Genomic DNA, 16564 nt, shown 5'->3' with positions numbered 1-16564 from the left:
AGGTCTTCCACCAAGGCCTGGCGCGAAGAGAGGGTGCGAAGAGGGTGGGCGAAGCCCCGGCGAGTTGCTATCCTGAAACCGGCGCGGCAAAGCGTGCGCGGCCGCGTGTAAGGTCGGGGTGGTCATGGGGTCTGACGCACTGGGGCTGGGGCCACGGACCGCCGGCTCGTCGGAGGACGGACTTGAGGAGCCCGCCGGGCTCGTCGAGGTTACCGGCTCCATCAAATGGTTCGATGCCTCCAAGGGCTACGGCTTCATCGTCCCGGACGACGGCGGCCCCGATGTGCTGGTCCATGTCACCTGCCTGCGGCGCGACGGCTTCCAGACCGCCATGGAAGGCGCCCGCGTGGTCTGCGAGGCGGTCCAGCGGGCCAAGGGGCGGCAGGCCTTCCGGGTGCTCTCCCTCGACCTCTCGACCGCGGTGCATACTGCTCCGCCGCAGCCGCGCACCCGCACGGTGGTGGAACCCAGGAGCGGTTTCGAGCCGGCCACGGTGAAATGGTTCAACCGGCTGCGCGGCTTCGGCTTCCTCACCCAGGGGGACGGCACGCCGGACATCTTCGTCCATATGGAGACGCTGCGCCGCCACGGCCTCACCGAACTTCGGCCCGGCCAGACGGTGATGGTGCGCTACGGCGACGGCGACAAGGGCCTCATGGCCGCCGAAGTGAAGGCCGATACCGGACCCAGCGGGAACACCTGATCATGCCATTTGACATCGTGAAGACCGGCGCGTCCTACGTGCCGACGGGTCGCGGAATTTTGGGCCGCGCTGGTCGCGGCAGAACCATCCCTGCTGGAATGATTCTCGGCCTTGCGCTGGCCCTTTCCCCCGTCGCGCCGGCGCTGGCGGGGCCAGCCCCGGCGGTGCAGGCCGACAGCCTCGAGGCGCTGGAGATTGCCTCCTCCAAGGGCGTCGTCACATTCGAGGTGGAGGTGGCGCGCACCGACGAGCAGCGCACCACCGGCCTCATGTATCGCAAGTCGCTGGGCGAGCGGGCGGGCATGCTGTTCGACTTCAAGGTGGACCAGCCCGTCTACATGTGGATGAAGAACACCTACATCCCCCTCGACATGCTGTTCATCCGGGCGGACGGCAGCATCGCCCGCATCGCCGCCATGACCACCCCCTTGTCCACCGAGACCATCTCCTCCGGTGAGCCGGTGCGGGCGGTGCTGGAGATCGCGGGCGGCCAGGCCCGCAAGCTTGGCATCAAGGCCGGCGACCGGGTGGCGCACCCGGTCTTCTCCGGCAAGTAGTGCATCTGGAGCGACCAGCGGGGCTTCGGCCCTACGATAGCGTCAGGTAGCCCACCGCCCCGCCGGCGAGGATGAGGAGCGCCGGGTTGATCTTCGGCCCGAAATAGACGAGGCCGAACACCGCCACCGCCAAAAGCGTGGTCTCGGTGCCGGTAATGGCGGTGCGGGCGATGGCGATCATGCCAGCCGCCATGAGGCCCACCACGATGGGCGCCAGCGCATTCTGCAGCGCCAGTCGCCACGGCGATCCCTCGAAGTGGTTCCACAGGCGGGACGCGCCCAGGGCGAGGGTGGAGGCCGGCAGGAAGAAGCCGGTGAAGGCGATGAGCGCCCCCGGCGTGCCGGCCACGTGATAGCCGATGACGATCACCATCAGCATGTTGGGCCCCGGCGCCACCTGGCCGAGAGCGTAGATGTCGCGGAACTGCCCGTCGGTGATCCACTGGTGGGCGTCCACTGTGAGCGACTTCATCTCCGGCAGCACCGCCGTGCCGCCGCCGATGGCCAGCAGGGACAGGAGGGAGAAGACGCCGAGCAGGCTCAGGTCCGCATTGGACTGGCTCATTGTGCCTCCTCCTCGGTGATCTTGGGACGGTCGTCGTTGCGCGGCCGATAGATGAACAGGGCCAGCGGCAGCACCGTGAGCAGCACCGCCAGCAGGGAGATGTGGAGGAAGCTGACCATCACCACAGTGATCACCACCAGGGCGATCTCGGTGAAATGCTCCAGCTGCTTGTGGCCGATTTGCAGGGTCACGGCGGCGAGCAGCCCCACCGACGACGCGCCGATGCCGGCGAGCACGCTGTGCATGGCCGGGTTGCCGTGATTGGAGGCGTAGAACACGCCGAGCGCGAACACCAGCAGCCCCCCCGGCAGGGTCATGCCCAGGAAGCCGGCAATGGCGCCGACGGGGCCACGCAGCCGGTCGCCGACGATAACGCTCATGTTGGTGGCGTTGAGGCCGGGCAGGGCCTGGGAGATTTCGAGCGCGGTCATGAACTGCTCATCGTCGAGCCAGCCTTTGGAGACCACGAGGGCGTTGCGCAGATAGGCCACCACGCCACCGCCGAAGCTGGTGGCGCCGATGACGAGGAAGGTCAGGAAGATCTCGAAGATGGAGACCGGCGCAGTGCCGGGAGCCACGGATGGCGTGGCTTCGGGTGAGACGGATGGCTCAGTTGCGCTCATGGCGGCTCCGGCTCGATGGGTCAGATCTTGGGGTCAGATCTTTGGGGGCAGGCGGGGAAGGACAGGAAGGGCAGGGGCGGCGCAGGCGCCCCTGCCCGATTCACTCGCTGTGCGCGACCTGCTTCGCGCCGATGCCATAGACCATCGCGGTCTTGGTGGTGCCGAGCTGGACCCATTCGGGCGCCAGCGTCTGCACGTCGCGGAAGAAGTCCTCGGACAGCCGCTTCGCCTTCTGGTGCACCTCGTCGTAGTGCTGGAACTTGGCCTGGAAGGCGAACTCGCCCACCAGCGAGGTTTCCGAGGCGCGGTTGCGCCAGATGGCGATGGTGGCCTTGGCCTCGAAGCCGTGGCCGAAATCGAAGTGGCCGGGGTCCACCTGTATCTCTTCGACCGCGATGTTGTTCACGAGATCGATCTTGGTGTCGCCGTCCACGTCCACCGCGGCCATGGCCGGGAATACGGTGGTAATATCCCTCAACCCCTGATTGAGAACGACCCCCGGCGAGATCACAATGCAATTGTGGGAGTAAAGCGAGCGCATGCCGCCAAGCCCGTCCTTGAGCGGCAGGATCTCCTCCTTGAACTTTACTTCCACCTCGCCGACGATTCGCGGCACCATGTCCACGGCGGTGCAAATCTCCCGGTCGGGGCTGCGGTATTTTACGGCAAGCTCGTGCTCCGGGCGCGGCCAGCCGTCGTCGTAAAAGGTACGCTTGCGCAGGATGAACGAGTTTCGGTACAGGTCATAATTGGGCGTGTCGTAAAACAGAACTTCACGCACCATGCGTTGAAAGGCATCGTCGTTGGTCTTTACGCCAACGCCATGCTTCTTCGCGACGCCCTTCACCTCGTTCCAATAGTCCTCGAACCTTTTCGGTGCGTAGAACTGTTCGGGCCGCAGGAGAATTTTGTATTCCCGATAGTGGATGTCCTGCATGGGAACCGTGCCGCGTAGGTTGGTGAAAAAACGGGCGAAATGAGCGATCCCGGCCCGTGCGCGGAGGGAATCTGGAGCCGGCGACGCCAGCTTCCGTCTGGTCGCGGGAGAAGTCCACTCCCCCGGAAGGCTGTCACCAGATGGCGCATGGTATGGTTTTGCTCTGTCCCTCCGTCACTGTGACGGCTGCGCAACAGTGCTCTGCTTTTAGCCGGCATGATGCTCTCGGGAACGTGAACCCTGTGGCCGATGCCCAAATTGTGAGCTATGTAGGTCCCTGCTTCGGCTTCAAGGACCCGGCGCCGGGATGGCCGGATATCCTCGAAGGTCTCGGGCGGCATTGAGCGGGGGGGAATCCCGCGCCGCCAAGGTCGTGACACGCTGCCGCAGCATTCCCCATCGCAAGCGCGTGCCCCCCGGGCGTCAACCGGGGAGCAGAAGCAAAGGCGCGTCCGCCGGATCGCGGGCCGTCCGCTGCAGCAGCCGCAAGGGGGCTCGAACCTCCTTCGGACCATAACAGTCCGGCGCAAATGCGCCTGAGGAAGCGCCCGCGAAGAGCCCTCCGGTGGGACCCGGAGAAGGGCTCACGCCTTTCGGAGGAAAATCATGACGACATTCGCAAGAATGGCGACGGCAGCCCTGTTGTCGATTGCCGCACTGGCACCCGCGCATGCGGGATCCGTTACCCAGCCCGGTGAAACGGTTGGTCTCGCCGCCGGCGCCCCGCTGCCGGAGGGCGCATATTTCGTGAATACGGCCGATTGGGGCTGCCGCAATACATCGCCGGAATCCACCTGCGTGGGCGTGACCATCCCGGTTCTGGCCTGGGCGACGCCGGTATTCATGTTCGGCGGGCGTATCCAGTTGCTCACCGCCATGCCGCTGGCTGAGGTGAACGTCGACAACGGGCCGTCCACGTCCGGTTTCTACAATCCCTTCTTTGCCGCACAGATTGCCTGGGATCTTGGGAACGGCTTTGGCTTCAGCTACCTGGCCGGATTTTATCTGGGGGTGAATACCGGGGTGGCGTTTGATTCCACCTCCTTCAACCAGCGCTTCGCCGTGAGCTATACCGCCGACGGCTGGAACCTCACCGCCAACGCCATCTGGGGCATCCAGGCGCAGGGCGTGACCGACACCATCAATCCGAACTTCCTGAACGTGGACCTCACCGCCACCAAGAAGTTCGGCAAATTCGAGATCGGGCCGGTGGCCTATTACTCGACGGATCTCAACAATCCGACCGCCTTCTACCAGAAGCAGAGCCAGTTCGCGGTGGGTGGTCTTGTCGGCTACGACTTCGGGCCGGTGATCATGCAGGCTTACCTGACCACCGATGTCTGGGAGCAGAACTACGGCGGCAACGACACCCGGGTGTGGGGTCGTGTCATCATTCCGCTGTGGAATCCCCCCCCGACTCAGACCGCCATGCTCCACAAGTGAGCACGACCCGGCCGGCCCGCTACCCGTCCGGCCGGGTTCGCTTTTCCGAGAGCCTGACTCAGCTTACGGCTGGCCCACCGCCTTGCCGGCGGTGGTGAAGAAGGATTCGGAGTACCAGCGCATCTCCGCCTCGATCTCCGGCTTGCCGGCGAGCTCGCACTGGTCCACCAGCATGCTCACCCGCTCGAACATGGAGGCGACGAAAGCCTCCGGCCGCTCCTGCTGGCCAGCGAGCTGGATCACGATGTCCCGCAGAATGAAATGCTGCACCATGGTGTGGGCCTGGGCGGTGCCCAGCGCCTTGATCATCGAGCTCAGCCACTCGGACAGCTCGGCATCGGACGCCATCTGAAAATCCCCGTCGAAGAGCAAAAACATCCATTCAAATCTGTCGGCACACCCCGAAAAGGGGAGGCGCCGGCATCGCCCCAGCTTTCGGCGCGCCGGCCGCGGAAATCAAGCGGTCGTGCCGCGGCGGTCGCGCGCCTGCCGGGGCAACCTTGCGTCGTCCGTCCCGAGACGATACGAACAACGCAGGCGCCAGCGCCGTCGGAGCATAGCGCAGCCTGGTAGCGCATCTGCTTTGGGAGCAGAGGGTCGCAGGTTCAAATCCTGCTGCTCCGACCATATCTCCGATCAGCTTCCGCGCGCCGCCCTCGGGGCTCCCGCCGTCCCCCGGAAATCCTCTCCTCAATGTCCGGCTTGCATTCCGCGCCCATCTGCGGCTCAAAGCTCCCAGCCCCGCCCAGCATGGGCGGCTGCGAGGGAGTGGCGTGTATGACGATCATGAAGACTGCCAGGGCTTTTGGATTCGGCGGTGTCGTCGCGGCGGGCCTTTTGGGCACGCTCCTGTCCGGCACGGCGGCCCTCGCGGATAAGGCTGCGGCCGACAGGTGCGCCACCAAGCTGCCGCCGGACGCCAAGGCCATCTATGCGTCGAGCGCGCCGCTGCTGGTTCCCGGCGCTGACGGCCGCGCCGTGGTGACGGAGCAGACGCGGGGTCTCGTGCTGTCCGGCAAGATCGCCCACGCCACGGCCGCCGAATCGGCCAAGGCGGCGGCGACCTGCCTCGTGATGCGCTGAGGTCCTCACAACCGGCGGCGCACTTCACATGTGCCGCTCGGTTGTCAGTGCCGCGCGGCTTAACTATAGACGGGATGGGTCGCGGGCGAGGGGCGCGCGACCCCGGATGACGGGTTCAGCATCATGGTCGCACGCATCTACAAGCCGTCGCGCAACGCCATGCAGTCGGGCGTGGGGAAGACCCGGTTCTGGGTGCTCGAATATGAGCCGGAGCACGCGCGCATGGTGGAGCCGCTCATGGGCTACACCTCCTCGGCGGACATGCGCAGCCAGATTCGCCTGAAGTTCGAGACCAAGGAAGAGGCGGTGGCCTATGCGCAGAAGCGCGGCATCCCCTTCCAGGTGTTCGAGCCCCACGAGACTGGCCGCCGGCGCATGGCCTATTCGGACAATTTCGCCTTCACCCGCGTGGGCCAGTGGACCCACTGAGGGGCGTGGCTCTGGCCGGCTGACTTAGGACGGTCGACGTTTGGATCGACCGTGCGCGAACGGCAAGGAGGCATCTGCCAGGCCGTTCATGGCAGGGCCCTGCATGGCCGGGACTTTTGCGCCTTCACCTCGGCGCAGGTGCGCGCTAAAGAGCCGGGACGACGCATCGTCATCGCGCGAACCGGTATCCTTTCGGCCGGAAAACGCTCTCAACTGCGAAACGCCGGCCCCGTAGCTCAGCTGGATAGAGCGAGTGCCTTCTAAGCACTAGGTCGCAGGTTCGAGCCCTGCCGGGGTCGCCAATCCCTTCCATTGCAACGCGCGCATCCCGAAGCCGGACACTTGTTGGGCTTTTTGTGCATTGCACCAAAATCGGCTCTTTGTTCTAATCCCCTCGTGCCGCATTGCAGCAAGAGGGGAAGGACATGCAGAACGTCGTCACGATCGTGTTGATCGGCTCGGTTCTCATGGTCGCCATCGCCGCGCTCGACCAGCCGGGCAGCTGAAGCGCTGCCGGGGGCAGGACGCTGTCTCACATGCGGTCGGCCAGTTCGCCGTCCGCCGCGTGAAGCGCGCGCTCGGGCACGGCGGCCGCCGCTTCCCGTAGCCGCGGCAGGATGTCTTCCACCCGGTCGGCGGACAGGATCTCCACCGGCGTCGTGTCGCGGATGAAGGCCGTGGACCGCATATGCTCGATCAGGCTCAGGAACGGATCCCAGAAGCCTGACGTATTGGCGATGAGGATGGGCTTGCGGTGACGGCCCAGCTGCGCCCAGGTCAGCTGTTCCACCAGCTCCTCCAGGGTGCCGACCCCGCCGGGCAGGGCCACGAAGGCGTCCGCCCGCTCGAACATGAGCCGCTTGCGGGCGTGCATGTCCTCCACCACGATCATCTCCGCCTCATGGGCGAAGGCGCGCTCCCGGTTCATGAGGAAGCGCGGGATGATGCCAGTGACCGCCCCGCCCGCCAGCGCAGTGGCGCTCGCGACCTCGCCCATCAGCCCGATGCCGCCGCCGCCATAGACGAGGCGCACCCCTTCGGCCGCGAGGATCTGTCCGAACCGGCGCGCTTCCTCGGCGAACAGCGGATCCGAGCCGGATGCGGAGCCGCAATAGACGCACACACTTTCGATTCTAGCCATGGACGCACTTTAGCAAACTCGACGCCGTGTGGGACGTGACGAACGGTCAGGGGCGTGAGGGAATGGGTCGGTCGGAGCGGGGCTCTAGCTTGTCGCTGCGACGCGGGCATGACGACAGCGTAGCGCATGCGCCGGCCGCAGCGGACAGCGCTTGAAGTCGCCTCATTCATCGGCTATCGCCGATAGACGATGAATATGACGCCCTTTCCCCACCCCGGCGGGCCAGACGCCGCGGACCCGCCGCAGGCGGGCTCCGAACGCCCGGTCGAGAACCGTGCGGCCCTCGCCGAGCGCCTGCGGGCGCTGGCCCATCCCGTGCGCCTGCGGGTGCTGGAAACGCTCGCCGGCCAGGACCGCTGCGTGTGCGGCGAGATCGTCCGGGGCCTGCCCCTTGCGCAGTCCACCGTCTCGCAACATCTGAAGGTCCTCACGGACTCAGGCTTGCTCCGGAGCCGGATCGAGGGCCAGCGCACCGCCTACTGCCTCGACCGGGATGCCATTTCCGCGCTCAAGGGTGAGATCGACGCTCTGTTCTCGGCGCTGTTGCCGCCCGGGGACTGCGGCGCGCCGCCCGCGGGCCGCACCGAAGACCGATAGGCCATCATGTCCAAGACGCCTCCTCCCGCCACCGGCCCGCGCCGGCCGGTCGTTTCCGCCGACGCCCTGCTCGACACCATCCGCGGCCTCTGGCCCTATCTGTGGCCCGTGGGCCGCACGGACCTGCGGGCGCGCGTGGTCATCACCTTCGTGCTGCTGTTCGCGTCCAAGGGCGCGACCCTGGCAGTGCCGTTCCTGTTCAAATGGGCGACGGATGCGCTCACCGCCGAGGTGTCCTCGGGCAGCACCAGCGGCGCCCCCACGCCGGCCTTCTGGGCCCTGGTGGTGGGCACGCCGGTGGCGCTCACGCTCGCCTACGGCCTCGGGCGCATCCTGATGGCCGGGGTCACCCAGCTGCGCGACGGCATCTTCGCCAAGGTGGCGCTGAACGCGGTGCGGCGGCTGGCGCTCGAGACCTTCGAGCACATGCATGCCTTGTCCCTGCGCTTCCACCTGGAGCGCAAGACCGGCGGGCTCACCCGCGTGCTGGAGCGGGCGCGCTCGGGCATCGAGACCATCGTGCGCATGCTGGTGTTGCAACTGGCGCCCACCATCGTCGAGCTGGCCATGGTCATCGGCGTGCTGTTCTTCGCCTTCGACTGGCGCTATGCGGCGGTAGTGGCGGTGACGGTGCTGCTCTATGGCTTCTTCACCTATTTCGCCAGCGAGTGGCGGCTCTCCATCCGCAAGGAGATGAACGAGAGCGACACCGACGCCAACACCAAGGCGGTGGACAGCCTGCTCAACTACGAGACGGTGAAGTATTTCGGCGCCGAGCGCTGGGAGACCCAGCGCTACGACCGCTCCATGGCGCGCTACGAGAAGGCGACGGTGAACACCTATACCTCGCTTGCCTGGCTGAACGCGGGGCAGGCGGTCATCTTCTCCATCGGCCTTGCGGTGGTGATGGTCATGTGCGTGCTAGATATCCGCGCAGGACGACAGACGGTGGGCTCCTTCGTCATGATCAATGCCATGATGGTGCAGTTCTACATTCCGCTGAACTTCCTCGGCTTCATCTATCGCGAGATCAAGCAGGCCATCGTGGACATCGAGGCGATGTTCGCCGTGCTGGCGGTTGCGCCCGAGGTGAAGGACCAGCCGGCGGCGCAGGACCTCGTGGTGTCCGGCGGCACGGTGCGGTTCGAGAATGTGCGCTTTGCCTACGACGCCGGCCGGGAGATCCTGAAGGGCGTCACCTTCGAGGTGCCTGCGGGACGCACGGTGGCCATCGTCGGGCCGTCGGGGGCGGGAAAGTCGACGCTGTCGCGCCTGCTGTTCCGCTTCTACGACATCTCGTCCGGCCGCATCACCATCGACGGGCAGGATATCCGCGCGGTGCGGCAGGAAAGCCTGCGCGCCGCCATCGGCATGGTGCCGCAGGACACGGTGCTGTTCAACGACACCATCGCCTACAACATCCGCTACGGCCGCCCCGACGCCTCCGAGGCGGAGGTGGAGGAGGCGGCGCGCCTTGCCCAGATCGACGGATTCATCCGCGCCACCCCCAAGGGCTACCGGACCGAAGTGGGCGAGCGCGGGCTGAAGCTGTCGGGCGGGGAGAAGCAACGCGTCGCCATCGCCCGCACCATCCTGAAGGCGCCGCCCATACTGGTGCTGGATGAGGCGACCTCCGCCCTCGACAGCCACACGGAGAAGGACATCCAGGACGCCCTTGAGCGGGTCTCGGAGGGGCGGACCACCCTGGTCATCGCCCACCGGCTCTCCACCGTGGTGGCAGCGGACGAGATTCTGGTTCTCGCGGAGGGGCGCGTGGCCGAGCGCGGTTGCCATGCGGAACTGCTGGCTCGCGGCGGACTCTACGCCGCCCTGTGGAACCGCCAGCGCGAGGCGGACGACGCGGCCATGGCGCTCGCCCGGGCGCAGGCGGCCGATCTCGGCGAGGCCGGGGCCGGCGAACCCCATCCGGACGAGGAAGGCATCAGCGAGGAGCAGGTGAGCGCGGTCAGCTGAGCCAGACGCGAGATCAGTGCGGCTGGTTGAAGGCCCAGACGACGCCGAAGGGATCGCGCACCTGCGCATAGCGGGCGCCCCAGAACATGTCGGAGGGTGGCATCATCGCGCTCGCCCCCGCCGCCACGGCCCGCTCGAACGCCGCGTCCGTGTCGGTGACGTGCAGGCTGAGATTGAAGCCGCCCAGCTTCTCCACCGGGCCGGCGCAATATTCGGGATAGGGATCGGCCAGCATCACCGAGCTGCCGTTGATGTAGAGGTGCACGTGCATGGTGCGGCCGCTGTCATCCGGAGGGATGGCGAAGGCGAGTTCCGCGCCAAGGGCGCTCTTGTAGAACTCGACTGCCTTCATGGCGCCGTCCACCGTCAGGTAGGCCGTGACGCCGCCCTTTACCGGGGGCATGGCGCTGAAATCGGCCGTGGGAGTGGTCGTCTCGGCGGTATCGGACATGGTTTTCCTCCTGCTGGAGCCCCGGAAAGGGGGCGCCCGTGCTGCAAGAACGTCCCCCGGGCCGGCATCCCGACAGCCGGCCGCGAACTTTTTTAGGTCCCGGCCTCGGCCATCAGCCGGTCGAGATGGGTGCGGATGTGGTCGGCCTCGGCGGGTGTGTTGGCGAGGGCGATCGCACGGTCGAAGGCTTCCCGCGCCTCCACCCTCCGGCCCAGCTCCAGCAGGAAGGCGCCACGGGCGCCGAAATAGTGGAAATAACCCGAGAGCTGCGGCGCTAACGGCTCGATCATGGCAAGGGCCGCCGCGGCGCCCCTCACCTTGTTCACCGCCACGGCGCGGTTGAGGGTGACCACGGGGGAGGGCTGGAGATATTCCAGCGTCGCATAGAGCGCGTCGATCTGCGCCCAGTCCGTCTCCTCCGGCCGGGGCGCGCGGGCATGGAGGGCGGCGATGGCCGCCTGCACCTGATAGGCGCCGGGCCGGCGGTGGCGCATGGCCTTGTCGATCAGGGCGAGGCCTTCGGTGATGCGGGTGCGATCCCATCGGGTGCGGTCCTGCGCGTCCAGCAGGATCACGCGCCCGTCCGCGTCGAAGCGCGCGGCGGCGCGGGCGTGCTGGAGCAGGAGGAGGGCGTTGAGCCCCATGATCTCTGGCTCGGTGGGGAACAGGCGCAGCAGCAGCCGGGCGAGACGGATGGCGTCGTCGCACAGGGCGGCGCGATCCGGGTCAGGACCGGCCGAATAGCCTTCGTTGAACACGAGATAGACCATGGCCGCCACGGTGCCGAGCCGCTCCGCCCGCTCCACCGGTCCCGGCGCCTCGAACGGCACGTCGGCTTTGGCGATGCGGCCCTTCGCCCGCGTGATGCGCTGCTCCATGGCCGCCTCACTGACGAGGAAGGCGCGGGCGATCTGCTTCACCGACAGGCCGGAGACGATGCGCAGGGCCAGCGCGATCTGTTGGGTCACTGGCAGCTCGGGATGGCAGCAGATGAACAGCAGGCGCAGCACGTCGTCGCGATAGTGGGAATTGTCCAGGCGCTCGGCGAGGCCGGCTTCGGCATCATCGAGGTCGGACAATTGCTCGTCCGGGGGCAGGGGATTATGGCGCGCCCGTTTGCGCACCCCGTCGAGGGCGGCATTGCGGCCCACCAGAATCAGCCACGCAGCCGGGTCGCGTGGCGGGCCGTTCACCGGCCAGGTTTTCAGCGCGCGCAGGCAGGCTTCCTGAAAGGCCTCCTCCGCGGTGTCGAGATCACGGAAATAGCGCAGCAGGGCCGCCACCGCCTGGGGCCGCGCGGCGGTGAGCGCGGTGTTGATCCATGCCGCATCGCCGAGCGCCGAGGTGGTCACGGCGCCACTCGCTGGTCCGGAAAGAACATGCCCACCGGCCGGATCTCATAGGCGCCGCCGGGATTGGCGGCGGCGAGGTCGCGGGCGATGGCGAGCGCGTCGTCAAGGTCGGCTGCGTCCACCAGATAGAAGCCGAGCAACTGCTCCTTGGTCTCGGCGAACGGCCCGTCGATGACGAGGGGCGGCTCCTCGCTCTTGCGCAGGGTGGTGGCGGCGGTGGTGGGCAGCAGGCGCAGCGAGGCGCCCATCTTGCCCGCCTTGATGAGGCGCTCCTGCACCACCGCGAGCTTCGCCATGACGGCGTCGTCCTCCGCCTTGCTCCAGGCGCAGACCACGTCTTCTTCATGGTAGCAGAGGATGGCGTACATCATGGGCAAGGCTCCCGTGGTCTTGTCCTAGGACGCGGGAGTATGCCCATGGCCGACAGGCGGATGCAAAAATCGCGAAGCTTTGCCGGGGAAGGGGTTGGGCGGCCCTTCCACGGAAGATCTCACGCCGCCTGGTGCTGCTCCATCTCACCGCCATAGCGCCGCACCAAGTGGGCCTTGAACACCGAGGCGTCGAGGGGCCGGCCGGTGGCGCGGGTCAGCAGAGCGTCCGTCTCCAGCAGCGATCCCTGGCTGTGGACGTTGGTGCGGAGCCACGCGAGCAGCGGCGCGAAATCGCCGCGGGTGATGCCGGGCAGGATGGACGGGTCGGCCTTGCAGGCGGCGTCGAACAGCTGCGCCGCCGTCATGGCACCGAGGGTATAGGTGGGGAAATAGCCCCAGCCGCCGCTCGGCCAATGGATATCCTGCAGGCAGCCGAGCCGGTCGTCCGGCGGCACCACGCCCAGCAGGGTCTTCATGCCCTCGGCCCAGGCGCCGGGCAGGTCGGACAGCTTCATCTCGTCGCCGATCAGCGCCTTTTCCAGCCGGTAGCGCAGGATGACGTGGGCGGGATAAGTCACCTCGTCCGCATCCACGCGGATGAAGCCGCGCTCCACCCGCGTATAGGATTGCCACAGGGCCTCGGCCTCCCAGGCGGGGCCGGCGCCGTTGAAGGTGGCGCGCATGCGGGGGGCGGCGAAGGTGAGGAATTCGCGGCTGCGGCAGGCCTGCATCTCCATCAGCAGGGACTGGCTCTCGTGCACGCTCATGGAGCGGGCCTGTCCCACCGGCTGGAAGATGTAGTCGCGCGGGCGGCCCTGCTCGTAGAGGGCGTGGCCGGTTTCGTGCAGCACCCCCATCAGGGCCTTGGAGAAATTGGCCTCGTCGTAGCGCGTGGTGATGCGCACGTCGTTGTCGGCGCCGCCGCAGAAGGGGTGGGTGGAGACATCGAGGCGGCCACGGTCGAAATCGAAGCCCACCGTCCTCATCATCTCGACGCCCAACGCGCGCTGGGCCTCCACCGCGAACGGGCCGGACAAGGGCGGCGTCGCCGGGCGGCGGGACTGCACCTCCAGCACCTGCTCTGTGAAGGCGGGCAGAAACTGGGCGAGATCGTCGAACAAGGCGTCGATGCGCGCGGAGCGGCCACCCGGCTCGTAGTCGTTCAACAGCGCGTCATAGGTGGAGAGGCCGAGCTTCTCGCCCTTGGCCTGTCCCATCTCCCGCTGCAGGCGCAGCACCTCTTCCAGATAGGGCAGGAGCGCTGGGAAATCCGCCTCGGCGCGGGCCTTGCGCCAGGCCATCTCGCACTTGGACGAAGCCCGGCTCGCGGCGTCCACGAGATCGGCGGGCAGGGCGGTCTGCACGGTGTATTGCCGCTCGATCTCGCGTACGTTCGCTTGTTCCCACGGGCCGAGGTCCTCGCCAGAGGCGCCGGCGAGCCAGTCGCCGATGCGCGGGTCGGTCACCATTCCGTGATGGAGCACCCGCAGCAGCGCGAGACTCTCGGCGCGGGTTTCGGCGGCACCCTTGGGCATCATGGTGTCGCTGTCCCACTGCAGGATGCCGATGCCATTGCCGAGGGCGGCGGTGCGGGTGAAATGGGCGGAAAGCTCGGAATATGCGCTCATGGTCGTGAAAATCCCGATGGCCGGATGGCCGTGTTCGAAAGCGATGGCGCGACGGTAGAGAACCGCGCCCGCCAAGAAAAGCCCCCGACGCCAGCCGCCCGCAGCCCGCCCCGGGCGAGGCAAAAAGAAACCCGGCGCGGGCGGGGCCCGGCCGGGTGGAGGTACTCAGGGGTCGAAACGTCGAAGGATGCTCAAGCCGCCTTCTCGCCGGGGGTCAACGAAAGGACGGACTCATACCCTTCAAACTCCGGACCGCCGATATAGTTCACGCGATTGGACGAAGATCCTGCATCACGATGGGCGAGGCGGAAAGCCTCGGACTTGGTCCAGGCTTCGAAATCCGCCTTGGTCGCCCACACCGTGTGGGAGATGTAGAGGGTGTACTCCTCCTTCTCCGGGCCGCGGCACAGGTCGAAGGCGACGAAGCCCGGAACGGCGGCGATGTAGGTGTCGCGCTCGCGCCAGACGCGCTCGAACTCCGCTTCCGAGCCGTGCTTCACCTTGAACCTGTTGGTGGCAATGAACATTTGTCATACTCCGACGTGTCAAAAAGGACGGGGTGAATGGCTGCGCCGGGTTGGCGTGGCTACTTGTAGAGGGGAGACGGGGTCGCAGCGGCGATGGTGTCTGCCCCGAACCGGATGCGCAGCCCGCCCTTCACGGTGAGACCGGCGCTGGGCAGGAACTGTTGGTATTGAGTGTACTGCTCGTTGAGCAGGTTCTCAACGGAGAGCGAGGCGAGCACGTTCTCGCTGGGCTGGTAGCCCACATAGGCGTTCACGAGGTTGAAGCTCGGGGTCGGCTCGTAGGGCGCGTCGGCCGGCATGTCGGCCTCGGTCACGGCGGCCACCCACTGCCAGCGCACAGACACGGTGAGCTTCTTGTCGAGGAAGCGGGCGCCGAGCGTGCCGGCCACGTTGTTGGGCATGGTGTTGGACAGCGGCCCGCCGGTTTCTGTGTTCTCGCCGTCCGACACGGTGACGTTGAAGCCGGCAAACCACGCCCCCGCGTCGTAATTGCTCTCCAGTTCGAAGCCCTGGAGGCGGGCCTGGGCGATGTTCTGGTACTGGTAGTTGGCATAGGTGCCGTAGCGCGTCATCTGATCGCCGACCAGCTCGATGTAGTCGTCCACGTCGTTGCGGTAGATGTTGGCCTTGGCACGGAACTTGTCGCCGTTCACGAAGATATCGTCGAAACGGACGTTGAGGCCGAGCTCCTTGTTCTTGCCCACCTCCGGCTGGAGATAAGGATTGGGCACGAAGCAGAACACGCCATAGCTGCCGTCCGGGCAGAAGACGAGGGGGATGTTCGGCGGGTGCGCGCCGTTCACCAGTGTCTCGGTCACGGCCGGGGCGCGGTAGCCTTCCGCATAGGTGCCGTAGAAGGTCAGCCAGTTCCAGGGCGTGATGCCCAGCGTGAACTTCGGCGAGAAGCGCTGGCCATCAGTGGAGACGCCGTCGCCGTTGAGGCTGTAGGTGTCGTAGCGCACCGCCGCCTGCGCTTCCAGCCAGCTGGAATAATTGGCCTTCCACTGCACGAAGGCCCCGCCCACGCCGCGCTCGCCCGACGGGTTGTAGCCGTCGCCGAAGCCGTAATTGTCCACGTTGTTCACGTCGTCGTGGAAATAGTCGCCGCCGATGGTGATGGCGTTGCGGATGTCGTTCCAGACGAAGCGCGACGTGTTGTTGGCGTCGAAGCCCACGGTGTCGATGGTGAAATAGCGCGGATTGCCAACGGCGCCCGTCACCGAGCTTGCGGTTCCGGCCACCTTGATCTGGTCCTGCTTCACCCGGTTCCAGTAGAGGGTGCTGCGCCAGTCGAACACGTTGTCGTTGGGATTGGTGTAGTTCCAGCTCGCGGTGGCGGTCTGGTTCAGCACGGTGGAGCCGTACTGGGTGGCGGTGGAAGGAATGGCACCGTTCACCAGCGCCGCATTGTAGGTGGTGTAATCGGCATTGTAGTTGAGGCCGGTGAACTTCACTTCGTGAAAGTCCGCCGGGCGGAAGGTGGCCTTGGCGATGCCGGTCCAGGTGTCGTAGCCGGTGCCGGGCACCACGTCGCCGTTGCCGTCCTTGTAGTCGCTCTGGGTGCGATAGGTGCCGCCGAGGAACAGGTCCACGTTCTGGCCCACACGCGCTGCGGCGAACAGGGAGCCAAAGCCCATGGGGCCGTTGGAGCCGAACTCTTCGAGGGATTCCACGCCCCAGGTCTGGCCCTTCTTGATGATGTCGTCGGCGTCCTTGGTACGCATGGTGACCACGCCGCCGATGGCGCCCGAGCCATAGATGTTGGAGACCGGGCCGCGCACCACATCCACGTCGGCCAAAAGGCCCGGCTCCAGGAAGAAGGAGCCGGCGCCGGTGCCATGGCCGAGCTGGGTGAAGTTCTGCCGCGCCCCGTCCACGAACACCGCCACGCGCCCGTAATCCTGCATGCCGCGGATGTTGATGGAGGCCTGGGGCGAGTTGCCGTTCTGGATCACCGTGGTGCCGGGCATGCCGAAGAACACGTCCTGCGTGCGCGACGGCATGAGCCGCTCAAGGTCTTCCGGGCGCACCACGCTGATGGCGGCGAGGGCGTCGATGGTGCGCTCCGGCGTGAGGCTGGCAGCCACCGTGATGGTGTCGAGGGACATCTCGCCCTCTGTCTCGGCCTGAGCCGTCGCGGGTGCCGCGCTCTGGGCGAACGCCGCACCCGCCATGCCGGCGAG

At 66.8% G+C, this 16564-nt stretch carries 18 protein-coding genes and 2 tRNA genes; 9 read left to right on the top strand and 11 right to left on the bottom strand.

Features of this window, described 5'->3' with window-relative positions; translation table 11 throughout:
* Window positions 1–124 precede the first annotated feature (124 nt).
* Window positions 125–703, top strand: coding sequence for a cold-shock protein (locus V5F66_RS05605; RefSeq protein ID WP_012116141.1), 579 nt, complete (start codon window positions 125–127; stop codon window positions 701–703).
* 98 nt (window positions 704–801) lie between these two features.
* A complete protein-coding gene (locus V5F66_RS05600; RefSeq protein ID WP_049776029.1) occupies window positions 802–1260 on the top strand; it encodes a DUF192 domain-containing protein in 459 nt (152 codons plus the stop codon).
* A 31-nt stretch (window positions 1261–1291) separates the two neighbouring features.
* Here the strand turns inward: V5F66_RS05600 and V5F66_RS05595 are convergent, their stop codons facing one another.
* The 3 genes from V5F66_RS05595 to V5F66_RS05585 all read right to left on the bottom strand — a co-directional run bounded on the left by V5F66_RS05595 (window position 1292) and on the right by V5F66_RS05585 (window position 3385).
* Window positions 1292–1825, bottom strand: coding sequence for a chromate transporter (locus V5F66_RS05595; protein ID WP_394005516.1), 534 nt, complete (start codon window positions 1823–1825; stop codon window positions 1292–1294).
* Entirely contained in the window at window positions 1822–2448 is a 627-nt protein-coding gene (locus tag V5F66_RS05590; RefSeq protein ID WP_012116144.1) for a chromate transporter, read from the bottom strand. The genes V5F66_RS05595 and V5F66_RS05590 overlap by 4 nt, the downstream gene beginning before the upstream one ends.
* A 100-nt stretch (window positions 2449–2548) precedes the next feature.
* A complete protein-coding gene (locus tag V5F66_RS05585; protein WP_012116145.1) occupies window positions 2549–3385 on the bottom strand; it encodes a hypothetical protein in 837 nt (278 codons plus the stop codon).
* Between the two features lie 747 nt (window positions 3386–4132).
* On the opposite strand from V5F66_RS05585, the gene V5F66_RS05580 reads away from it, so the two are divergent.
* Window positions 4133–4828, top strand: coding sequence for a transporter (locus V5F66_RS05580; RefSeq protein ID WP_394051158.1), 696 nt, complete (start codon window positions 4133–4135; stop codon window positions 4826–4828).
* Between the two features lie 63 nt (window positions 4829–4891).
* On the opposite strand, the gene V5F66_RS05575 is transcribed toward V5F66_RS05580, so the two are convergent.
* The gene (locus V5F66_RS05575) at window positions 4892–5176 is read right to left on the bottom strand and encodes a hypothetical protein (protein WP_012116147.1); all 285 of its coding nucleotides are present in this window, start codon (window positions 5174–5176) and stop codon (window positions 4892–4894) included.
* A gap of 202 nt (window positions 5177–5378) precedes the next feature.
* Between V5F66_RS05575 and V5F66_RS05570 the strand changes: the two genes are divergently transcribed.
* The 4 genes from V5F66_RS05570 to V5F66_RS05555 all read left to right on the top strand — a co-directional run bounded on the left by V5F66_RS05570 (window position 5379) and on the right by V5F66_RS05555 (window position 6642).
* Window positions 5379–5455: transfer RNA gene (locus V5F66_RS05570), tRNA-Pro, on the top strand.
* A gap of 150 nt (window positions 5456–5605) precedes the next feature.
* Complete coding sequence (locus tag V5F66_RS05565) at window positions 5606–5911, top strand: hypothetical protein (RefSeq protein ID WP_394093430.1); 306 nt, start codon at window positions 5606–5608, stop codon at window positions 5909–5911.
* 123 nt (window positions 5912–6034) lie between these two features.
* On the top strand, window positions 6035–6340 hold the full coding sequence (locus V5F66_RS05560; RefSeq protein WP_012116149.1) for an ETC complex I subunit: 306 nt from the start codon (window positions 6035–6037) through the stop codon (window positions 6338–6340).
* 225 nt (window positions 6341–6565) lie between these two features.
* Window positions 6566–6642: transfer RNA gene (locus tag V5F66_RS05555), tRNA-Arg, on the top strand.
* 230 nt (window positions 6643–6872) lie between these two features.
* On the opposite strand, the gene V5F66_RS05550 is transcribed toward V5F66_RS05555, so the two are convergent.
* On the bottom strand, window positions 6873–7481 hold the full coding sequence (locus V5F66_RS05550) for an LOG family protein (protein ID WP_012116150.1): 609 nt from the start codon (window positions 7479–7481) through the stop codon (window positions 6873–6875).
* A 195-nt stretch (window positions 7482–7676) separates the two neighbouring features.
* Between V5F66_RS05550 and V5F66_RS05545 the strand changes: the two genes are divergently transcribed.
* Entirely contained in the window at window positions 7677–8078 is a 402-nt protein-coding gene (locus tag V5F66_RS05545; protein WP_394093429.1) for an ArsR/SmtB family transcription factor, read from the top strand.
* Between the two features lie 6 nt (window positions 8079–8084).
* Window positions 8085–10052 carry an ABCB family ABC transporter ATP-binding protein/permease gene (locus V5F66_RS05540; RefSeq protein WP_394093428.1) on the top strand — a complete coding sequence of 656 codons (1968 nt, stop codon included), beginning with the start codon at window positions 8085–8087 and terminating at the stop codon, window positions 10050–10052.
* Between the two features lie 13 nt (window positions 10053–10065).
* Here the strand turns inward: V5F66_RS05540 and V5F66_RS05535 are convergent, their stop codons facing one another.
* From V5F66_RS05535 to V5F66_RS05510, 6 genes are all read right to left on the bottom strand, one after another.
* Window positions 10066–10503 (bottom strand): VOC family protein, encoded by a 438-nt coding sequence (locus V5F66_RS05535; RefSeq protein WP_149574291.1) that lies wholly within the window; start codon window positions 10501–10503, stop codon window positions 10066–10068.
* A 92-nt stretch (window positions 10504–10595) separates the two neighbouring features.
* Window positions 10596–11855: an RNA polymerase sigma factor gene (locus V5F66_RS05530; RefSeq protein ID WP_394093427.1), complete on the bottom strand. Its 1260-nt coding sequence runs from the start codon at window positions 11853–11855 to the stop codon at window positions 10596–10598.
* Window positions 11852–12226: a YciI family protein gene (locus tag V5F66_RS05525; protein WP_394002855.1), complete on the bottom strand. Its 375-nt coding sequence runs from the start codon at window positions 12224–12226 to the stop codon at window positions 11852–11854. The genes V5F66_RS05530 and V5F66_RS05525 overlap by 4 nt, the downstream gene beginning before the upstream one ends.
* A 119-nt stretch (window positions 12227–12345) precedes the next feature.
* Window positions 12346–13854: a carboxypeptidase M32 gene (locus V5F66_RS05520; protein WP_394093426.1), complete on the bottom strand. Its 1509-nt coding sequence runs from the start codon at window positions 13852–13854 to the stop codon at window positions 12346–12348.
* A gap of 191 nt (window positions 13855–14045) precedes the next feature.
* Window positions 14046–14381, bottom strand: coding sequence for an antibiotic biosynthesis monooxygenase family protein (locus V5F66_RS05515; RefSeq protein ID WP_012116158.1), 336 nt, complete (start codon window positions 14379–14381; stop codon window positions 14046–14048).
* A gap of 59 nt (window positions 14382–14440) precedes the next feature.
* Window positions 14441–16489 carry a TonB-dependent hemoglobin/transferrin/lactoferrin family receptor gene (locus tag V5F66_RS05510; RefSeq protein WP_394093425.1) on the bottom strand — a complete coding sequence of 683 codons (2049 nt, stop codon included), beginning with the start codon at window positions 16487–16489 and terminating at the stop codon, window positions 14441–14443.
* Window positions 16490–16564 lie beyond the last annotated feature (75 nt).

Source organism: Xanthobacter versatilis (assembly GCF_043193975.1).
In the GTDB taxonomy this organism is placed as follows: domain Bacteria; phylum Pseudomonadota; class Alphaproteobacteria; order Rhizobiales; family Xanthobacteraceae; genus Xanthobacter; species Xanthobacter autotrophicus_E.
This window is presented reverse-complemented; position numbering and strand designations above follow the sequence as displayed.

What these genes read in the sequence shown, in the direction of transcription:
- V5F66_RS05545 (WP_394093429.1), top strand. Translation starts at nt 7,677, where the DNA reads ATGACGCCCTTTCCCCACCCCGGCGGGCCAGACGCCGCGGACCCGCCG.
- V5F66_RS05535 (WP_149574291.1), bottom strand. Translation starts at nt 10,503, where the DNA reads ATGTCCGATACCGCCGAGACGACCACTCCCACGGCCGATTTCAGCGCC.
- V5F66_RS05575 (WP_012116147.1), bottom strand. Translation starts at nt 5,176, where the DNA reads ATGGCGTCCGATGCCGAGCTGTCCGAGTGGCTGAGCTCGATGATCAAG.
- V5F66_RS05515 (WP_012116158.1), bottom strand. Translation starts at nt 14,381, where the DNA reads ATGTTCATTGCCACCAACAGGTTCAAGGTGAAGCACGGCTCGGAAGCG.
- V5F66_RS05520 (WP_394093426.1), bottom strand. Translation starts at nt 13,854, where the DNA reads ATGAGCGCATATTCCGAGCTTTCCGCCCATTTCACCCGCACCGCCGCC.
- V5F66_RS05550 (WP_012116150.1), bottom strand. Translation starts at nt 7,481, where the DNA reads ATGGCTAGAATCGAAAGTGTGTGCGTCTATTGCGGCTCCGCATCCGGC.
- V5F66_RS05560 (WP_012116149.1), top strand. Translation starts at nt 6,035, where the DNA reads ATGGTCGCACGCATCTACAAGCCGTCGCGCAACGCCATGCAGTCGGGC.
- V5F66_RS05590 (WP_012116144.1), bottom strand. Translation starts at nt 2,448, where the DNA reads ATGAGCGCAACTGAGCCATCCGTCTCACCCGAAGCCACGCCATCCGTG.
- V5F66_RS05510 (WP_394093425.1), bottom strand. Translation starts at nt 16,489, where the DNA reads ATGTCCCTCGACACCATCACGGTGGCTGCCAGCCTCACGCCGGAGCGC.
- V5F66_RS05525 (WP_394002855.1), bottom strand. Translation starts at nt 12,226, where the DNA reads ATGATGTACGCCATCCTCTGCTACCATGAAGAAGACGTGGTCTGCGCC.
- V5F66_RS05540 (WP_394093428.1), top strand. Translation starts at nt 8,085, where the DNA reads ATGTCCAAGACGCCTCCTCCCGCCACCGGCCCGCGCCGGCCGGTCGTT.
- V5F66_RS05605 (WP_012116141.1), top strand. Translation starts at nt 125, where the DNA reads ATGGGGTCTGACGCACTGGGGCTGGGGCCACGGACCGCCGGCTCGTCG.
- V5F66_RS05600 (WP_049776029.1), top strand. Translation starts at nt 802, where the DNA reads ATGATTCTCGGCCTTGCGCTGGCCCTTTCCCCCGTCGCGCCGGCGCTG.
- V5F66_RS05565 (WP_394093430.1), top strand. Translation starts at nt 5,606, where the DNA reads ATGACGATCATGAAGACTGCCAGGGCTTTTGGATTCGGCGGTGTCGTC.
- V5F66_RS05595 (WP_394005516.1), bottom strand. Translation starts at nt 1,825, where the DNA reads ATGAGCCAGTCCAATGCGGACCTGAGCCTGCTCGGCGTCTTCTCCCTC.
- V5F66_RS05585 (WP_012116145.1), bottom strand. Translation starts at nt 3,385, where the DNA reads ATGCAGGACATCCACTATCGGGAATACAAAATTCTCCTGCGGCCCGAA.